This window comes from Octadecabacter antarcticus 307 (assembly GCF_000155675.2).
Taxonomy (GTDB): Bacteria; Pseudomonadota; Alphaproteobacteria; order Rhodobacterales; family Rhodobacteraceae; genus Octadecabacter; species Octadecabacter antarcticus.
Genome location: NC_020911.1, coordinates 643451 through 665759, shown reverse-complemented (window position 1 = coordinate 665759; position 22309 = coordinate 643451). Strand labels below are relative to the sequence as shown.

Annotated in this window: 23 protein-coding genes; 9 read left to right on the top strand and 14 right to left on the bottom strand. The window is 56.5% G+C overall.

Features of this window, described 5'->3' with window-relative positions:
• The first annotated feature begins 1 nt into the window (after position 1).
• Positions 2 to 2320: an aldehyde dehydrogenase family protein gene (locus OAN307_RS03500; RefSeq protein WP_044043138.1), complete on the top strand. Its 2319-nt coding sequence runs from the start codon at positions 2 to 4 to the stop codon at positions 2318 to 2320.
• Between the two features lie 99 nt (positions 2321 to 2419).
• Here the strand turns inward: OAN307_RS03500 and OAN307_RS03495 are convergent, their stop codons facing one another.
• The 10 genes from OAN307_RS03495 to OAN307_RS03450 form a co-directional block, all read right to left on the bottom strand.
• Complete coding sequence (locus OAN307_RS03495) at positions 2420 to 3097, bottom strand: DUF1523 family protein (protein ID WP_015498468.1); 678 nt, start codon at positions 3095 to 3097, stop codon at positions 2420 to 2422.
• Between the two features lie 11 nt (positions 3098 to 3108).
• Positions 3109 to 3369 carry a hypothetical protein gene (locus tag OAN307_RS03490; protein WP_015498467.1) on the bottom strand — a complete coding sequence of 87 codons (261 nt, stop codon included), beginning with the start codon at positions 3367 to 3369 and terminating at the stop codon, positions 3109 to 3111.
• A 35-nt stretch (positions 3370 to 3404) separates the two neighbouring features.
• Complete coding sequence (locus OAN307_RS03485) at positions 3405 to 4757, bottom strand: DUF6638 family protein (RefSeq protein ID WP_015498466.1); 1353 nt, start codon at positions 4755 to 4757, stop codon at positions 3405 to 3407.
• Positions 4754 to 5203, bottom strand: coding sequence for a hypothetical protein (locus OAN307_RS03480; protein ID WP_015498465.1), 450 nt, complete (start codon positions 5201 to 5203; stop codon positions 4754 to 4756). Before OAN307_RS03480 ends, OAN307_RS03485 begins: the two co-directional genes overlap by 4 nt.
• The gene (locus OAN307_RS03475; RefSeq protein ID WP_015498464.1) at positions 5203 to 5547 is read right to left on the bottom strand and encodes a hypothetical protein; all 345 of its coding nucleotides are present in this window, start codon (positions 5545 to 5547) and stop codon (positions 5203 to 5205) included. The genes OAN307_RS03480 and OAN307_RS03475 overlap by 1 nt, the downstream gene beginning before the upstream one ends.
• Complete coding sequence (locus OAN307_RS03470; protein ID WP_044043136.1) at positions 5544 to 7490, bottom strand: AAA family ATPase; 1947 nt, start codon at positions 7488 to 7490, stop codon at positions 5544 to 5546. Before OAN307_RS03470 ends, OAN307_RS03475 begins: the two co-directional genes overlap by 4 nt.
• A 46-nt stretch (positions 7491 to 7536) precedes the next feature.
• Positions 7537 to 8655, bottom strand: coding sequence for a hypothetical protein (locus tag OAN307_RS03465; protein ID WP_015498462.1), 1119 nt, complete (start codon positions 8653 to 8655; stop codon positions 7537 to 7539).
• A complete protein-coding gene (locus OAN307_RS03460; protein ID WP_144055493.1) occupies positions 8652 to 8903 on the bottom strand; it encodes a hypothetical protein in 252 nt (83 codons plus the stop codon). The genes OAN307_RS03465 and OAN307_RS03460 overlap by 4 nt, the downstream gene beginning before the upstream one ends.
• 9 nt (positions 8904 to 8912) lie before the next feature.
• The gene (locus OAN307_RS03455) at positions 8913 to 9989 is read right to left on the bottom strand and encodes a hypothetical protein (RefSeq protein WP_044043132.1); all 1077 of its coding nucleotides are present in this window, start codon (positions 9987 to 9989) and stop codon (positions 8913 to 8915) included.
• A 137-nt stretch (positions 9990 to 10126) separates the two neighbouring features.
• On the bottom strand, positions 10127 to 10903 hold the full coding sequence (locus OAN307_RS03450; protein ID WP_015498460.1) for a L,D-transpeptidase: 777 nt from the start codon (positions 10901 to 10903) through the stop codon (positions 10127 to 10129).
• A 141-nt stretch (positions 10904 to 11044) separates the two neighbouring features.
• On the opposite strand from OAN307_RS03450, the gene OAN307_RS03445 reads away from it, so the two are divergent.
• Both OAN307_RS03445 and OAN307_RS03440 read left to right on the top strand, forming a co-directional pair.
• Entirely contained in the window at positions 11045 to 11773 is a 729-nt protein-coding gene (locus OAN307_RS03445; RefSeq protein ID WP_015498459.1) for an SDR family oxidoreductase, read from the top strand.
• 16 nt (positions 11774 to 11789) lie between these two features.
• Positions 11790 to 12146, top strand: a complete 357-nt coding sequence (locus OAN307_RS03440; protein WP_044044455.1) for a cupin domain-containing protein — start codon at positions 11790 to 11792, stop codon at positions 12144 to 12146.
• 310 nt (positions 12147 to 12456) lie between these two features.
• Here OAN307_RS03440 and OAN307_RS03435 read toward each other — a convergent pair whose 3' ends face one another.
• The gene (locus tag OAN307_RS03435) at positions 12457 to 13245 is read right to left on the bottom strand and encodes an alpha/beta hydrolase (RefSeq protein WP_015498457.1); all 789 of its coding nucleotides are present in this window, start codon (positions 13243 to 13245) and stop codon (positions 12457 to 12459) included.
• 68 nt (positions 13246 to 13313) lie between these two features.
• On the opposite strand from OAN307_RS03435, the gene OAN307_RS03430 reads away from it, so the two are divergent.
• From OAN307_RS03430 to OAN307_RS03415, 4 genes are all read left to right on the top strand, one after another.
• On the top strand, positions 13314 to 14792 hold the full coding sequence (locus OAN307_RS03430; RefSeq protein WP_015498456.1) for an NAD-dependent succinate-semialdehyde dehydrogenase: 1479 nt from the start codon (positions 13314 to 13316) through the stop codon (positions 14790 to 14792).
• Positions 14793 to 15208: 416 nt separating this feature from the next.
• A complete protein-coding gene (locus OAN307_RS03425; RefSeq protein ID WP_015498455.1) occupies positions 15209 to 15634 on the top strand; it encodes a CopD family protein in 426 nt (141 codons plus the stop codon).
• Positions 15635 to 15720: 86 nt separating this feature from the next.
• Positions 15721 to 16257: an RNA polymerase sigma factor gene (locus OAN307_RS03420; RefSeq protein WP_015498454.1), complete on the top strand. Its 537-nt coding sequence runs from the start codon at positions 15721 to 15723 to the stop codon at positions 16255 to 16257.
• Positions 16254 to 18278, top strand: coding sequence for a vWA domain-containing protein (locus OAN307_RS03415; protein WP_015498453.1), 2025 nt, complete (start codon positions 16254 to 16256; stop codon positions 18276 to 18278). Before OAN307_RS03420 ends, OAN307_RS03415 begins: the two co-directional genes overlap by 4 nt.
• A 150-nt stretch (positions 18279 to 18428) precedes the next feature.
• Here the strand turns inward: OAN307_RS03415 and OAN307_RS03410 are convergent, their stop codons facing one another.
• The 3 genes from OAN307_RS03410 to OAN307_RS03400 all read right to left on the bottom strand — a co-directional run bounded on the left by OAN307_RS03410 (position 18429) and on the right by OAN307_RS03400 (position 20339).
• Positions 18429 to 19118 (bottom strand): helix-turn-helix transcriptional regulator, encoded by a 690-nt coding sequence (locus OAN307_RS03410; RefSeq protein ID WP_015498452.1) that lies wholly within the window; start codon positions 19116 to 19118, stop codon positions 18429 to 18431.
• A gap of 17 nt (positions 19119 to 19135) precedes the next feature.
• On the bottom strand, positions 19136 to 19504 hold the full coding sequence (locus OAN307_RS03405; RefSeq protein WP_044043130.1) for a VOC family protein: 369 nt from the start codon (positions 19502 to 19504) through the stop codon (positions 19136 to 19138).
• Between the two features lie 241 nt (positions 19505 to 19745).
• Positions 19746 to 20339: a DUF1285 domain-containing protein gene (locus OAN307_RS03400; protein ID WP_015498450.1), complete on the bottom strand. Its 594-nt coding sequence runs from the start codon at positions 20337 to 20339 to the stop codon at positions 19746 to 19748.
• Between the two features lie 66 nt (positions 20340 to 20405).
• On the opposite strand from OAN307_RS03400, the gene OAN307_RS03395 reads away from it, so the two are divergent.
• Complete coding sequence (locus OAN307_RS03395; RefSeq protein WP_015498449.1) at positions 20406 to 21437, top strand: AAA family ATPase; 1032 nt, start codon at positions 20406 to 20408, stop codon at positions 21435 to 21437.
• On the top strand, positions 21434 to 22309 hold the full coding sequence (locus tag OAN307_RS03390) for a DUF58 domain-containing protein (RefSeq protein ID WP_044043128.1): 876 nt from the start codon (positions 21434 to 21436) through the stop codon (positions 22307 to 22309). The genes OAN307_RS03395 and OAN307_RS03390 overlap by 4 nt, the downstream gene beginning before the upstream one ends.

Here is a 22309-nt window from a genome sequence, read left to right as displayed (position 1 = left end):
CATGACCGTCAAAGAAATCTTCGACTCCATGGACTACGGCCCCGCCCCCGAAAGCAGCGCCGAGGCGCTTGCATGGCTGGCAGATCGCGGCGGGATCGCGGGCCATTACATCAATGGCAAATGGGACGCCTTGCGCGATGACTTCCCGTCTAACAATCCGGCAACGGGCGAAAAACTGGCAGGCGTCACCAAAGGCACCGCAGATGAGGTTGCCAAAGCCGTAGCAGCCGCCCGCAAAGCGCAACCCAAATGGGCAAAAGACGGCGCAGCGCGGGCCCGCGTCCTCTATGGCATCGCGCGTCTGATGCAAAAGAACGCGCGACTGTTGGCGGTGATGGAAACCCTCGACAACGGCAAACCGATCCGCGAAAGCCGTGATATCGATATCCCGCTCGCCATTCGCCATTTCTACCACCACGCGGGCTTCGCCCAGCTGATGGACGCTGAAATGCCCGATGTCGAACCGCTTGGCGTATGCGGCCAGATCATACCATGGAACTTCCCGCTCCTGATGCTCGCTTGGAAAATCGCGCCTGCGCTGGCGATGGGCAATACAGTTGTGTTGAAACCCGCCGAATACACGTCGCTGTCCTCGATGGTCTTTTCCGAAATTTGCACAGCCGCAGGCGTCCCCCCCGGTGTCGTCAACATCATCACAGGTGATGGTGAAACGGGGGCCGCGCTTGTCGATGCCGACGTTGATAAAGTCGCCTTCACAGGCTCCACCTCTGTGGGGCGCATCATCCGTGAACAGACGGCTGGATCCGGCAAGGCGCTGTCATTGGAACTGGGCGGCAAGTCCCCCTACATCGTGTTTGAAGATGCCGACATCGATAGCGCTATCGAAGGGTTGGTAGACGCAATCTGGTTTAACAGCGGCCAAGTTTGCTGCGCCGGATCACGGCTGCTGGTGCAAGAAGGTATCGCAGATCGCTTTTACGCCAAACTAAGACGCCGCATGGATGGGTTGCGCATTGGCGATCCCATGGACAAATGCATCGACTTAGGTGCCATTGTAGACCCTGAACAACTGGCGCAAATCAAAGCAATGGTGGATGCAAACACCGCAGGCGAAACCTATCAGTGCGCCGCGCCTGAGGGATGTTTTTATCCACCAACCCTGATCACCGGCCTCGCCCCGTCCGATACGCTGATGCAGGAAGAAATCTTTGGTCCTGTGCTGGTCGCCTGCACCTTCCGCACCCCCGCCGAAGCTGTAGAAATCGCCAACAACACCCGCTACGGGCTGGCCGCGTCGGTGTGGACCGAAAACATCAATCTCGCGCTGGATATCGCACCCAAATTGATCGCCGGCATCGTGTGGGTCAACGCCACAAACCTGATGGACGCGGCGGCTGGATTCGGCGGCGTGCGAGAGTCCGGCTTCGGGCGCGAGGGAGGCTGGGAAGGCCTGATGGGCTATACAAAACCAAAAGGCAAGACCGCCAAAATCACCGCACCGATGCCATTTACCACCCAAGACGGCACACCTGCGGACCCGCTAGATCGAACGGCAAAGCTCTATATCGGCGGCAAACAGGTGCGCCCCGACAGTGGCTACACGCAACCCATCTTCGACAAATCCGGCAAACTGTTGGGCCATGCCAGCACCGCAAATCGCAAAGACCTTCGCAACGCGGTTGAATCGAACGCAGCGGCCAAAGGCTGGTCGAAATCCACAGGCCACCTGCGGGCGCAAATTCTCTATTACATCGGCGAAAACCTGTCCGCCCGCGCGCAAGAATTTGCCACGCGGATCAACCAGCTGACAGGCGGGCGTACGGGCAGCAAAGAAGTCGACGACGCGATATCGTGGCTGTTTACATGGGCGGCTTGGGCCGACAAACACGATGGCGCGGCCAAGGGCGTGCCAATCCGTGGTGTCGCACTTGGCATGCACGAACCCGTCGGCAATATCGCCATCCTCACGGACGATACACGCCCGTTGATGGGGCTGATCGAACCACTGGCCCCCGCGCTCGCCATGGGCAACCGCGTGACGGCCGTCGCATCGCAAGCCTTCCCGCTCGCCGCAACAGATTTTTACCAAGTGTTGGAAACATCAGACCTGCCCGCAGGCGTCGCCAATATTCTAACCGGACGCCACACTGAACTTGCGCCACACATGGCTGCGCACGCCAACATCGATGCTGTTTGGTCTTTTTCCACAGCCGATGTGTCCAAAGTCATCGAAACCAAATCGACGTCCAACCTCAAACGCACATGGGTCAACCACGCCACACACCGCGACTGGCCGTCCACCATTTGGCGCGCCCAATCAACCGCGATTAAAACAATCTGGATTCCCTACGGCGAATAGCGTCCCGTCTCAACCCGTCTTTGTTTTGAAAATATCCCGGGGGAGTCGCGCATGCGACGGGGCTTGGCCCCCGTCCACGCTCAAGGCACGCGCACATCCCTACTTCTTGCGCCACGTCCCAAGCCAACGGGAAACACGCCCCTTTCGTTCTGACAGATCCGCATTTACGTGATCCATCTGATCCCCGACCTTGTCGGCCAGCGGGTCGATTGTGCGCTCACGAAATTGCCGCCACATGGCGCGCAAGAACAGCAATCCACCAATCATGACGACAAAGATAATCAGGTTCACCCATGGAAACGGGCGATAGTCTTCGCTCGGGGCGGGGCGGATTGACACGGCGTTTGGATAGATGGACAACCATTCATTCCGCCAGCCGTAGTGCGTGATTTCAACCCATATTGGCGACGCCGATGTGGACAACATATCCTCGGCTTCTGCCTCCAGGTTAGAACTGTCGAATTTGAAATACGGCGGGTAAATCCAGCCTGTATCTTCATTGCGATAGACCATCGTCTCCTCACTGCCGCGATGGATAAGGCCAAGAAGATAGGTCCGTTGTTTTTGTGTATTGATAAGACGCAAGTCACGAAAAGTGCCTTCTGTCGTGCCGCTATCTACCTGTGCAAAGAACAGTCGTTGCATACTTGACAGCGTTTCATTCCGGTCAGAAATACCTGTCATCCGGACTGTGTCCTGCTGCGGCATTACATAATGCAACCATGATGCGACGATCAGGAACAGTATGACACGGAAAACTCGACGGATATTGCGCATGACTTCAGCTTTCAGTTAATGAAATAAATAATAGTACCGACAATGATTGGCGGAATGATAAAGACCAGTAAGATAAGCCGCTTGCGCAGCCCGTTTTCATACTTTGCCATCCCATCGGCGATATAGGCTTCTCGGGTCATCGCCTCAACCGGTTCCTCGTCCCACCAGCCTTCCAATTTTTCGCGCCGCACCGACCGTGAATACAGCGTGACGCAGATATATACGACACCCAGAATAACGAAACCGCCTAAGACCAATCTAACAAAACCCATATCCTGCCCCCGTCCTTGGCTTAATCACGCCGTTCTTAATCACGCCGCCGCACCGCGCCCCATGGCCCGACCCGTTCAATCAGACCGGGCAAAGGTGGCGGGCCGCTTGGTTCACTCATCGCCGCCTCAAAACCAAACAACGCGTCGCGCGTGCCTGCCTTATCTACCTGATACTCGGTTGACAGGAATTGTGCCACATAGTCCTTCTTTTCGTCCGTCCAGCCCATATAGGCACTGTAAAACGCTTCTTTGTGACAAATGAACAGCTGTCGCACGTCCATCGGGGACAGTTCGGCCAGTAGCATATTCACCAAATCGGCGTCTTTGTGCGCCTTGGCCCGCAGCGTGTAGAAATACGCGGGATGTTCGCTGTCGATGTGCGGCCATGCGCCACCATCTTCTGCCCAGCGCACCAGATCTGCAAGGGCACGCCACGCCGCTGGCAGCTTATCAAAATACCGCCGCCCCATGGCGCGCAGGTCGCGGCGCGTCGCCCCGGCAAGGTCTTCACCAAGACCCGCAGCCACATCCGCCACGATGAAATCCATTTTTTGGCGCAGGATCGCAGCACTATCGATGCCACGCGCGTCGACAATCGGTTCTGCCAGATTATTAACCTTCAGAAACTGCGCAATCGCGGATCGTTCATCGCCTTGCAACACCGTTTCAATTGGCAATTCACCCAACGCGGTCTTGTCACCCATCGTAATCGCCGCTGGCTCGTCCACCCCGCGAAACAAATAAAGCCCGCCCAAATGCGCAGTCCAGAAATTGTCCTGATCGAACGTCATATCGGCCAGTTGCACCGGATTGCGGGTGATGTCGCCTGTGTCTTTGGCCAGCCCGATCATATTGCCAATCAGAACATCATCAAACCACGCGCCGTCGTCGCGCATGAACTGGTCAATCATCCCACCCAGCTTGGCCGCCGACGCCACAGCACCATCCGTCGTATCCGCCTCAATCGTCACACGGCCGATGTCGAACAGGCGCGCAGGTGTGTCCAACGCATAGACAGAATTCACCAACTCCCCCGCGACCCCGTCGCGCGCGGTCAGCGCAAACAACTGCGCCTCGTTCGCCACAATAAACTGGCGCAGAATACCACGAGAGGTCGAGAATTTCGCGTTCAACAAAGGCGCCGTTTTCTGTTCCGTCGTCAGCAAAATAAACTGCCGGTTCACCCCACGGTGGTTGAGGTATAAATCATCCCCCAACTCATCCCCGATCTCGGGAGAATAGCCCGAAATATCGATGTGAAAATCCTGCAGCGCAGTTTGCTTGCCGGTCAACCGCTTCAGGGCACGGTTGTAGCGCTCCACCAAAATAGGACTGACCACGGGGATAAGATTACCAAACATCAGACCGCGAGAGATTAGGCGTTTCATTGAGGCACCAAAAATTCACAGTTCTTGGTTTGAAAGTCTGCATCCGCCGCTTTCATCTGCAAATTCTCTTGTACATCGAATGCTGCTCCTACGATATCTGGCCAAGTCTCATCGTAAGCATCAATTGTATAGTGGGTCCAAAGTGCACCTAGTTGGAAATCAGTGGATGGACCGCCCGATATCCGCCAAGTTATGCCGACTGGCAAATCATCTAATTCTTCCTCGGGGGTTTCCCCTGACTTGGCTTCTGAAATAATTCGACTCAAAATGTTGTAGCCTAGGTCAAATAGACCTTCCGACTGTTCGACATAAGATTCTGATACGCCGGCTTTCGCGGCACATTCCCACGCACCATGGGCAAGCCGACCATCTGAGACCACGTCAGCCCACGCACCTTGGCCAACAATGAACATCAAAACTGAATATTTTAACTTGGTCACTTCCATCACCAAACCTCCTTCACCCAATTCTTCGGCACACCCGCCAGTGACAATACCATCAACGGCGCCCACAGCAGCGCCGAAATCAAACTCAGTTTGGCGAAGTGCAGCGGCACCGATAGCCCGCCCGTGGCATACAAATCATCTATGTTCACCCCTTGGCTCGTATACAGCACGGCGAAAAACCCCGCCCCGCACAGCGCCATGATGATCGTCGACACCAACGCCAATCCCATCAGCCATTTGACCCCCTCGGGCCAAAAAATCGCCAGCACACGCGGCACGGTCCAGCCCAGCGCGGCCAGACAGATCGCAGGCAAAATTAGGCCGTTGGCGAAGGCTGCCGTCACCCTTTACTCTCCAAATACCGCCGATTGGCTTCCTCGGACCGTTCAAAATCGCGCACCAGCCCGTCAATCGCCACTTCATCCGACTTGTCCGCATAGCGGAATTCTGAATCGGCGAAGCGATTGATTTCCTGAATAACCATTTCGACCGTGATCGGCTTTCGCAGATCCTCAATCATCGCCAGCTTGGTGTCGTAATCCTTCGCCATGAACAGGTCAGGCCTTTCCATCCATTCGTCCGGCAATTCAAAGTCCATCGCGCGGACCTTAACGGCGTCGGTGATGTTCTTGATCGCGCGACCCGTAAAGCGCGGATCGGCCTCCTGAATACCCTTCAAATAGGTGCCGATCTTCGCAATCGTATCCAGCTCACCAATGGTCGCGCTCACGCGATCAAACACATTCATCAACCCCGGTTCATGGGGTTTTGAATGCCCTTCAAACGACGCCGCAACCGCCTTCTTAATCTCTTGCGCAGAAAACACCTCATGATCACCCACCGGAATATCGTGGTTCTTGCCCATCAAGAGATACAGAATATCGATGTAATCATCCCGCGTCTGCGGCCCGTCCACTAAGAACCGCGCGCCCGCACGTTGGCGCAGCGCATCATCGACATTTTCGGGATAGTTGCTGAACATCCCAAACGTGCAATTGCCACGCACGACTGTGTTCGCACCCGCAAAGCTCTCCATTAGAACAGCGGTAATTTCCAATTGACCCGCCGAACTTTGGCGATCCCCACGTTTGCCCGCCAATTGGTCAATATCGTCAATCGTGCCAAAACCAATCACGCTCGGATCAATCACGTTATTGATAAACGCCTTAGCGTTCTGGCCCGATTTACCCTGGTAGCTGTCAATATTATCGGTGCTCAAGTTCTGGTAGCGGAACGGATAGCCAGCAACCTGGCAATACTCCGAAATCAGCCCCGCCATCATCTGAATCAGCGTGGTTTTGCCTGTCCCCGGTGCGCCGTCGCCCATGAACGTAAAGATGAAGCCGCCAAGTTCGGCGAACGGGTTCAGCTTACGTTCAAAATCATAGGCCATAACCATTTTGGCCAGCTTCATCGACTGATATTTGGCGATGTGGTTGCCCACGACCTCATTCGGCTTCTTGAAACTTATCGTCAGCGTAGTCGATTTTGCGGCCCGCGCAGGGGTGAACCCACGAATGGTCAACCCGTCTTCCTCGACCTTCCAAGACGCTGCCACAAACGGTTCCAAACGTCCGGCGGTGGTGGCGCGCGCTGCGGCCTTGGCCATCAACGCTTCGGCGTAGGCAAGAACCGTCGCGACCAGCTTGGGTTCGGTGTCGGCAAACAACCCGATGTCTTGGTCAAGCTCCCACAAAACACCGTGCAACGCCAAGGTCGCGTTGTCGGTCAAAACCTCCTCTACCTCACCGATTTCGACGGTGTCTTCGCCCGCGTGCGATGACATCAGGAACGCGGTGGCGTTGGCGAAAACATACATCGTGACCAGCGCCTCGGCGGTCAGAAGTTCCGAAAATTCCGTTCTTTTGCCAGCCGCCAGCGATCCTTCAAGGTTGGCGCGTTTCAGGTCCGCCAGCCCCGTGCGCATCCCGTATTGTTCAGCCACCGCCAGCGCAATCGCTACGGCACGCCGCAGCCCGTGCAGCACCGTCGCTTGCGTGGGTGACGTCAGCCCGTCACCGCCAAGGTTATCCGTGCCCGCACCTTCAATCCGCGCCAACAATTGCACGCCTTCACTGCGCGCCGTCGACCACGTCACCAACCCCGGCGTCGTCGTTCGAAACCGCCGCCGCGTGCCAATACCGCTCGACTTTTCCGCCACGGGCGCGTCCTTGGCCGCCCCAATGCGCGGCGTGTGATCAAACCCCTGCACCATCGCGGTGGCAGCGTCATAATGCTTGCGAATGTCCTCTTCGCGCAGCTCCATCGTGTCGCTTGTCTGGCTCATCTCACTTCGACCTTCATCTTGGCAAATACAACTCAAAATCCAACATCTATTTATAACTCAACACGCTTCCACTCGGCGAAACCACAAACTTGCGCACATTATCAAACCCCGCGGGCTTGCGTTCTTCCAAGGCCTGATAGGGGCGCTGGGGCAAAATAATGCTGCGCTCAACCTTGGTGGCGCCGGTTTCCGCTCCGCGACCAGCGAACGGATCAAGCGCGAATGTCTGTCGCTCAACCGTCCCGAACCAGCCAGACTTTTCTGTGCGCGTTGCCTCGGATAGCAATTCTTCTTGCGTCCAGACCAACGCCCAGTCCTCCCCCACGGGAGACCGCGCAACTTCGAGAACTTCGCGCAGCGGTCCAGCCTGACGGGTGAACGCATGGCTGTACATCGGGCCAACGTGAAATCGGCGCAGGCGTTTGGGGTGCAGGTCGTCAAAATCCTCATCGAACCCTTTGGCGATGGTCAGCAACTTCAACCCACCAAGGCTTTGCGCCATCAGATGCGCCTGCACTTCGGGCCAGCGGCGATCATCTTTCGGCAGGCCGACCTTACCGGTGTCTTCAAGTTCCATCATGTAGATCGTCGGCAGGTTGATCTGGCTGTCATAGACCGCCCAATGCACCATGAATTCGCGGCGCATCTGCGCCTTATTGCCCAGCCAAACCGCCTGCGGATCATTGCGCGCCCAGAACAACTCCCCCTTGGAAAGCTCTTCGTAATACAGCCGTTGGCTCAGCGCATATTGCAGCTTTGTCGGGGTTTCCTGTTCGTTCAGGATCACCCGCACCATGTCCTGTTTTAACTCCTCAACCGACCGCATCCCTTGCAGGTGCCGCGACGCTTGTGCCGCGTCATTCGCCATGGTCAGCAGTTCAGAATAAACCGGAAAGCCGGATTCAACACGGTCAAACGTCAGCTTACCCGCATGGGTAAAGCGCCCGCTAAAATGGTATTTGTGCGCCAGCGCTTTGAACGTGTAATTCAGCCCAACAATATAGCGCGTCATCACTTCGACGTCACGCTTAGACAGACGGTTCTCCGCCTCAAGCGTCGCGGCAACACGGCCCAGATGCCCAATAATCGCTTCAAACTTACCAAAATAGCGCCGCGTGACGCGGGTGTCTTCAAGCTGGAAATGGTCGTAGGCGGTGTCAGTCATTTTCGCCCTTCCTGTAGCCCCTGACGAAACGACGAGCTGGCATCAATCACAATTCTAATCAAAGAAATAAACAACCACACCGTCATCGATGCAACTAAGGCTCCAACGGCATAGTTAATTAGTTCCTGACGCTCGGAAGTTGCCGGCTCCAAAGTAGATTGCGCCAAAAACCCAATGCCCCCGAAAAGGGCCACGATGAATAGGGCCCTAATCGCAAACCAAACTGCAAAATTAAGGAGTGTCGACAATAACTTCAATCAGGCCCCATATTCATTGCTGTCGTGCTTCTCCACGATCTTCGCAAAGCGGCGCATGAACCGCTCATCCGCCTTGGCCTTTTGCTCCAGCACTTCGCGCGCGAACACCATGTGGTCCTCGTGCTTTTCCATCATCTCGGCCATGCGCGCGTTCGTCGCCGAACCAATTGCGGCCATTGCTGTCTGCGCCTCTTGGTCCGTCTTTACACCAATCTCGTTAATCCGGTGCGCAACATCTTGTTGTTGCGCGGTCTTGAGCGATTTGGTCAACGCATCATACAGCACAACCCGCTGCTTGGTGTCCGTTTGCAGCTTGTTAATCAGCACCATCTGCGTCGCCGCTTGGTTCTGCAAACTGTCGATCCAAGTCTTACCCTTCTCGATGTAGCGTTCCAGCGTTTGCGACTTCGCCAGCTTGACCTGTTCTTGCTGAACCACCTCATTATAGGCACCGTTCATGCCCGCCAATTCTGTTTCCAGCTTGGTGCGCGCGGCGGCGTCCTGTTCGACTGAGATTTTGTTCTCAAGCGTGATGATCGCAGGATCCATGTCCAAAATCTCAGCACGCACAGCTTCAAGTTCGCCAACGGTGGTTTCACGTTCCTGCAACGTCGCGCCAAGATTGTCTTCGACCTTGGTTTTCTGTTCTTCGAGGATCAGAAGTTGGTTTTCCAGCAGCTTGGTGATGACATCAGACTTTGAAATCAGGTCTTGCAGTTTGTCGTCAACCGACGCGCTGCGCATACGTTCTTCGCGCATGGAATCCGATTTGCCACTGGAAAAGAACCCAACAAAGCTTTCCCATCCAGTTTTGGAGCGCATTTCATCGAAATCCTGCTGAAAACCTGACGTCACATCGTCCAGCCCCATGATCAGTTCCGCAATGTTCGCGTTCATCAATTCAGTGTGCGCATGCACATCTTCAAGGGACGCATTTTCGATATCAACAGAGATATCCGTCCCCGTCGCCATTTTCTGACGCGCAGTTTCAATCCGGCTGGTCAGTTCTGAAATCTTGAATTGCGCTTCTTGCACTTGGGTCTGGGATTCACGAATTTGCGCGTCAAAATCGGCCATATTGGTCCTCACTGCGATAATGTGTAGGTGGTTATGTATGCAATCATAACGAAAATTCATGGCCCGAATAGGTAAAAACTGCCATAGATCGCCTGACCCGTGTCAGGCATTTCGTGCGACTTCATCTTGACGCCAACTCAGGTATCGGCGTCGGCAGTTTTTGCTTCATCGCCCGTGCCATAAATCAGGTCTGGATCAATGATGTTTGGCTGAAGGATCACACCACGAATGGCAAGCTCCTCGCCCACCAATTCCACCGATGCGTCATAGGACCAGATCACGACGCGGGTACCATTTGGCACCCGCGGATACAGATCAATGATGTCGTGGTTGAACATGCGGATGCAGCCAGCTGAACCGGAATTACCGATAGACGACAAATCGTTCGTGCCGTGGATGCGGAAATGCGTGTCGCGACCGTTTTGGAACAGATAAAGTGCGCGCGCGCCAAGTGGGCTGGCAAGACCACCTTCAACGCCCCGCGCAAAGGGTCCGTAAACTTCAGGTTGGGTGCGCAGCATATTTTGCGTCGGCGTCCAACCGGGCCATTCCCGCTTTAGCTGGACAACAGTCGGGCGGTTCAGGCTCAATCCTTGGCGACCAACGGCGATCGGATAGCGGCGCGCTTGGCCACCTTCTTCAACAAAATAAAGCAGTTTGGCGTGGATATCGACCACAAGGGTGCCCGCACTTTCGGGGCCATTATAATCCACCACCGTGCGCTGATTGACGCCTTGCAGATACTCCGCAGGGATTGGCGGCAGTATGTAGTCGCCATCCTCAAGAGGCCCGTAGCCCTCGACGATCTCCACAACAGGAACCTCGCCAATCACCTCTTGCGACCCGCAGGCGGCAAGAAGTGCAAGTGCGCTGCCTACAATGGCAGTGCGCAAGGCACTAAGGTATGTTTTCATCTACATATTTGCCCCCAGTATGTATTGAATTTCTAAACCTTAGCAGGCGAAACCCGCGCAAAACTAGCCCGAACTCCCTTTCAATCTCGCGCGTGCAATAATTCTCTGGGAATCTGCGTCGCCGACACCCATGTTGGCCTCATGAGACTCTCAGGAAAAACCGCAATCGTAACCGGCGCAGGCTCCGGATTTGGGGCTGGCATCGCCCAGCGTTTTGTCGACGAAGGCGCGCGCGTTTTGGTGGCTGACATTAACGGTGACGCAGCAAACGAAGTGGCCGCGCGCATCAAGGCCATCCCGTGGGTGGTCGATGTGTCCAACAACACGTCAGTGCGGCGCATGGCGGGAAAGATGCCCAATCCCGATATTATCGTGAACAACGCTGGCGTTACCCATTTGCCACAACCGCTGGAAGACGTCAGTGACGAAGACTTTGACCAGGTTTTTCGCGTAAATATGAAATCCGTCTTCCTGATGTCGCGCCATTTCGTACCCATGATGAAGACGCGCGGTTCCGGTGCAATCCTGAATATCGCATCGACCGCCGGCATCAGCCCGCGCCCGAACCTGAATTGGTACAACGCGTCCAAAGGCTGGATGATCACGGCAACCAAGACGATGGCCGTTGAACTTGCCCCGTTTGGCATCCGTGTAAATGCGCTCAATCCCGTTGCAGGCGAAACACCCCTGTTGAAAACCTTCATGGGTGAGGACACGCCAGAAATCCGCGCCAAATTCCTGTCCACGATCCCGCTGGGCCGCTTTTCCACCCCCGAAGATATGGGTGCGGCGGCGGCGTTTTTGTGCAGCGATGACGCCAGCATGATCACCGGTGTCGCCATGGAAGTTGACGGCGGCAGATGTATTTAAGGGTTGGTAAATGACGTTGAAGAAAATCAATCTCTCCAAGAAACTCGCGATGTTTGACAGCCATTGGGACCCGCACGTTGTTGCCAATTATAACGGCAATGATGTGATGGTCGTCAAATTCACCGGCGAATTTCCGTTCCACAAACACGACACCACCGACGACTTTTTCCTGATCCTCGAAGGCGAGGTCACGTTGGACGGTGAAAACGGCGACGCCGTGACCTTAGGCGTGGGCGAACTCTGCGTCGTGCCCAAAGGCATGATGCACCGCCCACGTGCCGTGTCCGAGGCCAAAGTGCTGCTGATTGAACCCACCGGAGAGCCTAATTCAGGCGACAGTGATCGTCCCCCAGCATCAAAGCCGTCAATCTGATTTTTCCTTTGTCAGAAGTGTTCTCAGTTTAGCCGTGCCCAAAAAGCTGTCCGACAGCGCCACGCCACCGCACGCGAGCCCCTTACCCGTGATCTGCATGACGCAATAATCAACACGGCCAAGGTTGGAGTTATCTTTGGAACGGCGCGCATTGATGGCGCTGTCCCGATGCTGATCCAGTACACCGAAGACCTGTTCACCGAAATCAGATTCGACAACACGCTGGTCCTGATCGCAGAGGCCGCGTTTGGCGGTTTGCCCTATTCCCTGAACGACACGCCGATGCAGCGCTATGCGGGGGCCTTTGACGTCACCGCAAAAGCGCCCGCATCATGGCGCTGTGCGGTGTTTCCAATCCCTCTATCACGTCGAAATGGTGCAAATCCGCCTCTATCGTCAGATCACAATCCCAGGCGGTCCTTAGCCACTGCGCCTGATCCAAAAACGCAGGCCGCTCCGCACCGCCGACCCAAGCCGTAACGGCCATGTTCTGTTGCGTAAGGTGGACGGGGCTTTCGGTCAGCGCCTCCGTCGCATCAATCCCCAACATCGCATTCATCGACGTCTCCATCAACGGGGCCAGATCGCTGATCGGCGAAATCGCCATGACCCGCGCGACGCGGTGCGACCAGTCAGCGACCATATCCACGCAAGCCATCCGCGCCACCAAATGCCCGCCAGCCGAATGACCCACCAAATAGATTGGCCCTGTTGTGCGCCACGCAATCGTGCCAATCGCTGCCGCGATGTCGCGCGTAATATCCGCAATCCGCGCCTCGGGCGCCAAAGTATAAGACGGCATGGCACAGGCATAGCCCGCCGTCTCAGCGCCTGCAGCGAGGTGCGAAAAATCGCGGGGGCCGCCGGCTAGCCAATACCCGCCGTGCACAAAGATAACCGTGCCTTTGGCGCTACCCAATGGGTGAAAGATATCATAACTCTGGCGCGCGCCATCGCCATAAGGTACGCCCAATTCAGCATGCCGATGGACACTGCGAAATGACGCCGCTTGATCCGCCCAGCGCGCGAAATAGCTGTGCCCACCCGGGATATAGGCGGAATTGGCATAGGCTTGATCAGTGACTTCTGTGGGTGTCATGTTGGCCCCTCTTGGACAATGCGTTTATCAGGCGTAACTGTGGCCCAACGCCCAATCTGGAGAACACCATGCTTGATTCCACGACAGACCTAAAGTCCATGCTGACACGCCCCGATCTTTTGTGCACGGACGCCTTTCTGGGCGGTAAATGGGTGCAGGCCAAGGACGGCAAAACATTTGATGTCACCAACCCCGCCCGCGGTGACGTGATCGCAAAAGTCACCGACCTGAGCCGCGCCGAAATCGCGCAAGGCATTGATGCGGCAGAAAAAGCCCGCCACGCATGGGCCAAACGCACCGGTAAAGATCGCGCCAATGTCCTGCGCAAATGGTTCGATCTGATGATGGCCAATCAAGAAGACCTCGCGATCATTATGACCGCCGAACAGGGCAAACCGATGGTCGAATCGCGCGGTGAAATCGCCTACGGCGCGTCTTTCGTGGAATGGTTCGCCGAGGAAGCAAAACGCAACTACGGCGAAACGATCCCGGGCCACCAGCCAAACCTGCGCCTCACGGTCATCAAGCAACCCATCGGCGTCGCCGCAGCTATCACGCCGTGGAATTTTCCCAACGCGATGATCGCGCGCAAAGTCGCCCCCGCGCTGGCCGCTGGTTGTGGGTTTGTCGTCCGCCCTGCGTCGCTGACACCACTATCGGCGCTCGCCATGGGCAAACTGGCCGAAGAAGCAGGCATCCCAGAAGGCCTGTTCAGCGTGCTCACCACAACGTCGTCGTCTGAGGCTGGCAAAGAATTCTGCAAAAACCCACTTGTGCGCAAACTGACCTTCACCGGATCAACCGAGGTGGGCCGCATCTTGCTGAAACAGGCCGCCGACCAAGTCATGAAATGTTCCATGGAACTGGGCGGCAACGCACCGTTTATCGTGTTTGACGACGCAGACCTCGACGAAGCCGTCAAAGGCGCCATCGCCTGCAAATTCCGCAACAACGGCCAGACCTGTGTCTGCGCCAACCGCATCTATGTGCAGGCAGGCGTCTACGACGATTTTGCCGCAAAACTAAAGGTCGCGGTTGAGGCGCTCAAAATCGGCGATGGCCTGAACGACGACACCCAACTTGGCCCACTGATTGAACCTTCGGCGATAGACAAGGTGCAAGAACACCTCGCGGATGCTCTGTCCAAGGGCGGCACAATCCTCACGGGCGGCAAACCGCACGATCTGGGCGGGCTGTTCTTTCAGCCAACAATTGTCACCAACGCGACGCAAGACATGATGGTCAGCACAGACGAAACATTCGGCCCCTTCGCGCCGCTGTTCAAATTTGACGACGAAGACGACGTGATCGCCAAAGCCAACGACACGATCTTCGGCCTCGCAAGCTATTTCTACGCCAAGGACCTGAGCCGTGTGACCAAAGTGGCCGAGGCACTGGAATACGGCATCGTCGGCGTCAACACAGGTATCATTTCCACCGAAGTCGCGCCGTTTGGCGGCGTCAAACAATCCGGTCTGGGCCGCGAAGGGTCGCGCCACGGAATGGATGACTACATGGAAATGAAATACATCTGCATGAGCGTGTAAGATATCCAAAAAAATAAGGGGATTTACAAGCTTTGGAATCCTCTTACTGGGACAAAACATCGTTACTATTGGGACAAAATGGGACCAGTCAATCATACTGGAGACCATCAGATGGCCTTTGGTGGCCGTGCTGTTTCCATGCAATGGTGCGCCATCGACGGACATGGCGAACCAATCATCGGCGCGAATTTCAGCCATAACAACCACGGTGCCCAACCTACTAAGGTCGGCCTCCGTCACGCCACGGTTCTGGGCAAATGCAGGGGTCAGCGCGGCAACGGTCAATGTGGCGATTGTCTGCGGAACTGCAGTTTTCATCGTTCTCACCTGAGATATGCATCCCCTTTATATTCAAACCCTGCGCCGTTCCGTCTCCCCCGATTGACCCTTTTCAAATCATCAGGCATTTATCCGCCATGGACTGGTTAAAAATCATACATATTCTCAGCGTCATGGGCTGGATGACGTCGATCTTCGCCGTTCCACGCGCACTGATCTATTGGAAACGCGATTTCGCCAACACAGGCGAAAAAGAACACCAAATCAGTCAAATAGGCGATCTCACCTACCGCCTTTATCGCTTCTCGGCTGGCCTCATGGTCCTTGCGCTGATCACAGGCATCTGGCTCGGCGCGGCCGTTTGGGCGTTCGACACATGGGTGATCGTCAAACTCGCCCTCGTGTCCCTGCTGGTGGCGCACTACATGATGACTGGCGGCATGGTGATGCGGGCGCGCCGTGGCACCTTTAACGAAAGCGATTTCTACCTGCGGGTCTTCAACGAAATCAGTGTCGTCGGGGTGATCGCCATCCTCTGGGTCGTGGTCGTCAAACCTTTTTAGGGTTTGCGCTTATCGCCAACTTCAAACCTTTCTAAACTTTCTGCCAAGGATTGACGAACTGCCCACGTCATACCCTAGTGATGCGCATGACAGTCAGTGATGAAGATATGGCCTTGGCGGCCCAAAACGGTGACGGGCAGGCATTCGCCAGCCTGATCGCCCGTCAATACGACCGCCTGTTCCGTCTCTGTTTCCGCCTGACCGGATCCAAGCACGAGGCTGAAGACCTGACCCAAGACATCTGCGCCGCCCTGCCCGCGAAATTATCAAGCTACAAACGGCAATCAAAAGTCACCACATGGCTCTACCGTGTCGCTGTCAACGCCGCCCACGATCGCCGCCGCAAACAGGCAACCTATGGACGCGCGGCGAACGGCTGGGGCGACTGGGAACTCAACCGCCAAGCAGTGATTGACGAAACCCAGACCCGTACTGATTGGTTGACGACCGCTATGGCGTCGCTCTCCCCTGACCTGCGTGACACGCTGGCCCTCGTGCTCGATGACATGACCCACGCCGACGCAGGCAACATCTTGGGCATTTCAGAAGGCACCGTGTCATGGCGCCTATCCGAGGCCCGCAAACATCTGAAATCACTTAAGGAAAAGGAGGGCGTGTTATGAGTGATGATTTCGATCTCGACGACCTCAAGTCCGCGATGAACACCACAACCCCCGCGCCGGATGCCCAGCGCCGCATAGACAACATCGCCCTCGCCCAGAAAAATTTCGTCGATCTCCAAGGATCGCGTAATGCGGCGCGTCCCACTACCAGACCCAACACATGGACTGGAGTTAAGACTATGCTAAACACCCTCACATCCCGCGCTGGCCTCACGTTCACCACCGCCATCGTCGCCTGCGGCTTTATGATCGGCACTCCCCAAGGGCGCGATATTTTGAATCTTGCGCCAACCGCGAAACTTGCCACGCCTGAAACGCCCGTCGCGATCGTCGTGGCCCCTTCGGATTCAGTTTCCGTTGCAGCGCGGCAAGCTGACGAAGGAGAGATGAGCGATCCTATCATGGAAATGGCACCCGCCGTCGTGATGGAGGAAACCGCTACCCACATTCGCGACGAAGACGCCACCCTAGTACCACAAGCCGCACCCGCGCCCCAACAACTGACCCGCGCCGCGCCGGCTGGCAACGACATGGCCGGTAACCTCAGAAGCATGGCAGAACCCTCAAATGACGGCTTCGTTCATGTCTTAAGGGACGGCTCGACCTTTTATGAAGAATACGACGAAACCTTCGCCAACGACACGCCCAACCCGCTGAAAATCACCAGCGATGAACCCGTATCGACGTTCTCAATCGACGTGGACACCGCCGCCTATGCGCTCATCCGCTCCTCCCTCACACGCGGCCAGCTCCCCCCTACTGACGCCGTGCGCATTGAAGAAATGATCAACTATTTCCCCTACGCCTACCCCGCACCAGAGGGCGAAGCACCGTTCCGCCCGACCATCAACGTCTTCGAAACCCCGTGGAACGCCGACACCCAACTGGTTCACATTGGTATCCAAGGCGAAATGCCCGCTATTGAAGACCGCCCACCGCTGAACCTCGTGTTCCTGATCGACACATCCGGTTCGATGGAAAGCGCCGACAAGTTACCGCTGTTGCGCCAGTCGTTCCGCCTGATGCTCGACAACCTGCGCCCTGAAGATGAGGTCGCAATCGTCACCTACGCAGGGTCAACAAGTATCGCACTCGAACCGACGCAAGCCTCTGAACGTGCAACAATTATCGCGGCGCTGAACGCCCTGAATGCAGGTGGGTCGACCAATGGCCAGGGCGGACTGGAACAAGCCTATGCACTGGCAGAAACCATGAAAACAGCAGGCGATGTGTCCCGCGTCATCCTCGCCACGGACGGCGATTTCAACGTCGGCCTCAGCGATCCGCGCGGTCTGCAAGCCTACATCGAAGACAAACGTGACGACGCCCAACAAACCGGGGGCACCTACCTCAGCGTGCTCGGCTTCGGACGCGGCAATCTGCAAGACGCAACAATGCAAAGTCTGGCCCAAAACGGCAATGGCACCGCCGCCTACATCGACACATTGTCAGAGGCGCAGAAAGTCCTCGTCGATAACCTGACAGGCGCGCTATTCCCGATCGCAAACGACGTTAAAATCCAGGTCGAATTCAATCCAGCAACCATCGCAGAATACCGTCTGATCGGCTATGAAACCCGAAGCCTGAACCGCGAAGATTTCAACAACGACGCGGTAGACGCCGGTGAACTTGGCGCGGGCCATACAGTGACAGCGATCTATGAAATCACGCCCGTCGGCTCCCCGGCACAACTCAGCGATCCACTGCGGTATCAAGCCAGTGAGCCCGCATCAGGCTCAGACGAACTCGGCTTCCTGCGCCTGCGCTACAAAGCCCCGGGCGAATCTGTCAGCCAATTAATCGAAACGCCCTTCGCCGCATCCGGCACCCCCGGAACAGAGGCCCTGTTCGCAGCGTCAATGGCAGGCTTTGGTCAATTGTTGCGGAACGATACCTACCTTGGTGATTGGGGTTGGGACGACGCCATTGCCTTGGCCTCAGAAAACCGCGGCATCGACCAATTCGGCTACCGCACCGAAGCCGTCCAACTCATGCGCCTCGCCCAATCCCTCAGTAACTAATTTGCCTTTGTCTCAACATCTGGGCTCCACCCGTTTCGGGCTCAAACGACCTCCCCCGCCAGAGGCTGCACAACACAGCCTCCGGCACAGCCTTTAAAAGTCCAATCGCCTCTCGCCATCAAACTCAAACAATGCGCGGTAGCGCTCATTTCACCGCCCCCCGCGACAGTCAGGTGAGGCATAGAAATCACGCAAACTCTGGCCCTTCTCGACCTTGAATGGCCCAACTTCTTCCATGTCCCTGATGCGATCAAGGCGGAACATGCGGAAGTCATTGCGCAATTCGCACCACCCGACAACGGTCCAGACCTTACCCCAAAACCACAGACCAAGCGGGCGGATCACGCGGCGCGACGCACCGCCATGCTGATCACCATACTTCAGATCGAGTCGAATGCGCCCATCTGATGCCGCCTCAATGCGGTCAATCCGCGCCCGAACTGCGTCTGTCATATCACCCATCTGGAACGCATGGATCGGCACGGACGCCGCGCGCGCGCGGGCATCATCCGGCAATACCGCTTCGATTTTTACCAGCGCTTCTTCGGCAGCCGCGGCCATCTGCGCCCCGCCCCACGCCCGTATCATACGCGCACCCGCGACTAGCGCCACAATCTCATCCGAATTGAACATTAGCGGCGGCAGATCATAGCCCGCCCGCATCACATAGCCGACGCCAGCCTCGCCCTCGATGGGCACACCAGACCCGATCAAATCCGCCACATCGCGATAAATCGTACGCTTCGTGACCTCCAACCGTTCGGCCAGTTTCGCCGCTGTAAGCAGCCGACCACCCCGCAGATACTGCACAATCTGGAAAAGGCGATCGGCCCGTCTCATTGTGAAAACCGCTTCATTTAGGCAGCTTTGGGTTCAAACAACCCGATGGAATTACCGTCCGGATCAGTCGCATATTGAAAACGCCCCGGTGGAATGTCGATCACAGGGCCAAGCAAAGTCGCGCCAGCGATCACCGCCCGCGCCGCACCAGCTTCGATCTTATCAGGCAATGCCAAATGCAGCGTCGGACCATTCCCGTCTCCGGGTTTGCCAGAGTAGAGATGGCCACCAACCCCAGAAAAATTGTTGGAATAGTTTTCGATCGGGTTCGGGCCGCTTTCGTCGCGAACCATCGTCCAGCCGAAGACTTCTGAATAGAATTTCTTCGCCGCGTCGAGGTCTGTTACCGGAATTTCGGTCCAAATAACTGTGGGTCTATCGGTCATGGTTGTTACTCCTTTGCATGTCGATAGGCCCTCCCTGACACACCCCTGCTGACAGCATACTGTCAGCATCATGTCAGCTAATCCAAGAAAGATTTTCGCTCGTCCGGCCAGCGGGGTGATATTCGCGCAAAACCTCGGCATTTTTCACTCTGCTTTTACAAAAACACGCGCTTAACACTGACCGTGTTCGAGGCTACGGCGCGCGGCAGCTTTTTGCGTTTCCTGCTCAAAACAAATTGACCTATACATTCAGATCGGCGGCCAGAATGATCGGAAAGAACGCACCACCAGACCGAATACCGAACCAATCCACACCGTCGTGCTTGGCGGTCTCACCGATATCCACCAGCCGGTAGAACGACTTGCGATCGATCAAGGCCTCAAGGTTGCGGCGGATCAATACATAGGGGCGTGGCTCACCGGTTTCACTGTCCCGCACAACGCGGATCGGGTGATCCGGCCCCGCAACAGCAATGTCACCAACGTTGGTCTCAAATCGCAGCCCCGCATCAACGCGCTCAAAATCAACCGCCACAAACGGCGCGTCATCCACTGTGATGCCAACCTTTTCAACCGGCGTCACAAGAAAATAATCGTCCCCGTCTTTGCGAATAATCGTCGAAAACAGCTTCACCAGTTCGGACCGTCCAATCGGAGTGCCCAGATAAAACCACGTTCCATCCCGCGCGATCCGCATGTCCAGATCACCGCAAAACGGCGGATTCCACCTGTCCACGGGCGGCAATCCGCACCCTTTTCCTACTGCTCGCGCAGACGATGCGAGACTTTCCGCCGACACTGTAACAGTGCCATCACTTTGGTTTGTTTTTGCCATTGGGCTTACCTGCGATATCTGTTCAACTCATTCTAAGACTATATGCCCCTTAAGAAAGAGATTTCCATGCCCCCCGAAGTTCCGCCAACAGTTCAGGACGACGCAGTGCTTGTGACCCAGATCGAAACCCTCAGCGGTAAACTGGCGCAGGCCCGAGCGTCCATTGCAAAACGGTTTATCGGTCAGGACACAGTGGTCGATCTGACGTTGGCATCCTTGCTGTGCGGTGGGCATGCCTTGCTGATCGGTCTGCCGGGTCTGGGCAAAACTCGGCTGGTAGATACGCTGTCTACTGTCATGGGGCTGCATGGCAACCGCATCCAGTTCACCCCCGATCTGATGCCCGCCGATATTCTTGGCTCCGAAGTTCTGGAAACTGCGACTGACGGCAGCCGCGATTTCCGCTTTATCGAAGGCCCGGTTTTCTGTCAGCTTTTGATGGCAGATGAAATCAACCGCGCCTCGCCGCGTACGCAATCGGCACTTTTGCAGGCCATGCAGGAAAAAGAGGTCACAATCGCGGGCGAACATCGCAAACTTGGTGTGCCGTTCCACGTTCTGGCGACACAAAACCCCATTGAACAAGAAGGCACTTATCCCCTGCCAGAAGCCCAGCTTGACCGCTTTCTAGTGCAAATCGACGTCCCTTATCCGGACCGTGGCACCGAACGCGACATTCTCATCGCAACCACTGGCGCCACCGAAGAAGACGCCACAGCCGTTTTCACCGCCGATGAACTGCTTGCCGCACAGGTCCTGCTGCGCCGCATGCCAGTCGGGGATGCCATTGTTGAAATGATCCTCGATCTGGTCCGCGCCTGTCGCCCTGATGACACCACAGCGTCCGACCTTGTCCAAAACACCGTCAGCTGGGGCCCCGGCCCGCGTGCAGCACAGGCGCTGATGCTCACCGTCCGCGCCTCCGCTTTGCTGGATGGCCGCCTTGTTCCCTCCGCCGAAGATGTACGCGCCATGGCCGCCCCTGTTCTGACGCACCGCATGGCGCTGTCGTTCGCCGCCCGCGCACGCGGGACCAGCCTCGCCTCGCTCATCGATCAGGTCGCAACCCAAATCACCAGCGTTTCCGCCGCCGCATGACGGACGCGCCCCTCTCTTTAAGGTCAGCGTCCGAAGCCCTCGCAGGACCCTTCCCGCCCCTGCTGGCCGAGGCTGAACACCTCGCCTCAACCGTCATGGTCGGCGATCACGGACGGCGGCGTGCCGGCGTTGGCGATACCTTCTGGCAATATCGACCTGCGCAAAACCACGACGAAATGCGCAGCATTGATTGGCGTCGCTCCGCGCGCTCAGATGCACAGTTCATCCAAGATAAAGAATGGCAGATCGCGCAGTCGATCCTGCTATGGGTCGACCAATCCGCGTCCATGTCGTTCACATCCCTTAAAGACGGCACCACGAAGCGGACGCGCGCCCGCACATTGGCACTGGCCACCGCCATTTTACTTTTGCGGGGCGGTGAACGGGTCGGCCTTACCGGAAACCAGCTGCCACCACGGCGCGGCGAAGTCCAAGTTGCGCAGATGGCCGCCCTGTTGTCACAAGATAACACTGACGACTTCGGCACCCCTGATGCGACCGGCATGTTGTCCCATTCGCGCGCACTGTTCGTGTCGGATTTCATGGGTGACCTCACGGGCGTTGAAACCGCGATGGCCAAAGCCGCTGACCGCGACGTGCGCGGCGCGCTTGTCCAAATACTTGACCCGTCTGAGGAAGCATTTCCCTTTGACGGACGCACCATCTTTGAATCCATGTCCGGCACATTGCGCCATGAAACCCTCAAAGCCCGCGATCTGCGCAGCCGCTATCTTGATCGTCTCGCACAACGCAAAGACCGCCTCGCGACCCTTGCGAGCGCAACTGACTGGCAATTTCACACCCACCACACCGGCACGCCCGCAGCGTCCGCCTTGCTCTGGATCTACACCGCGTTAGAACGCCGCGCATGA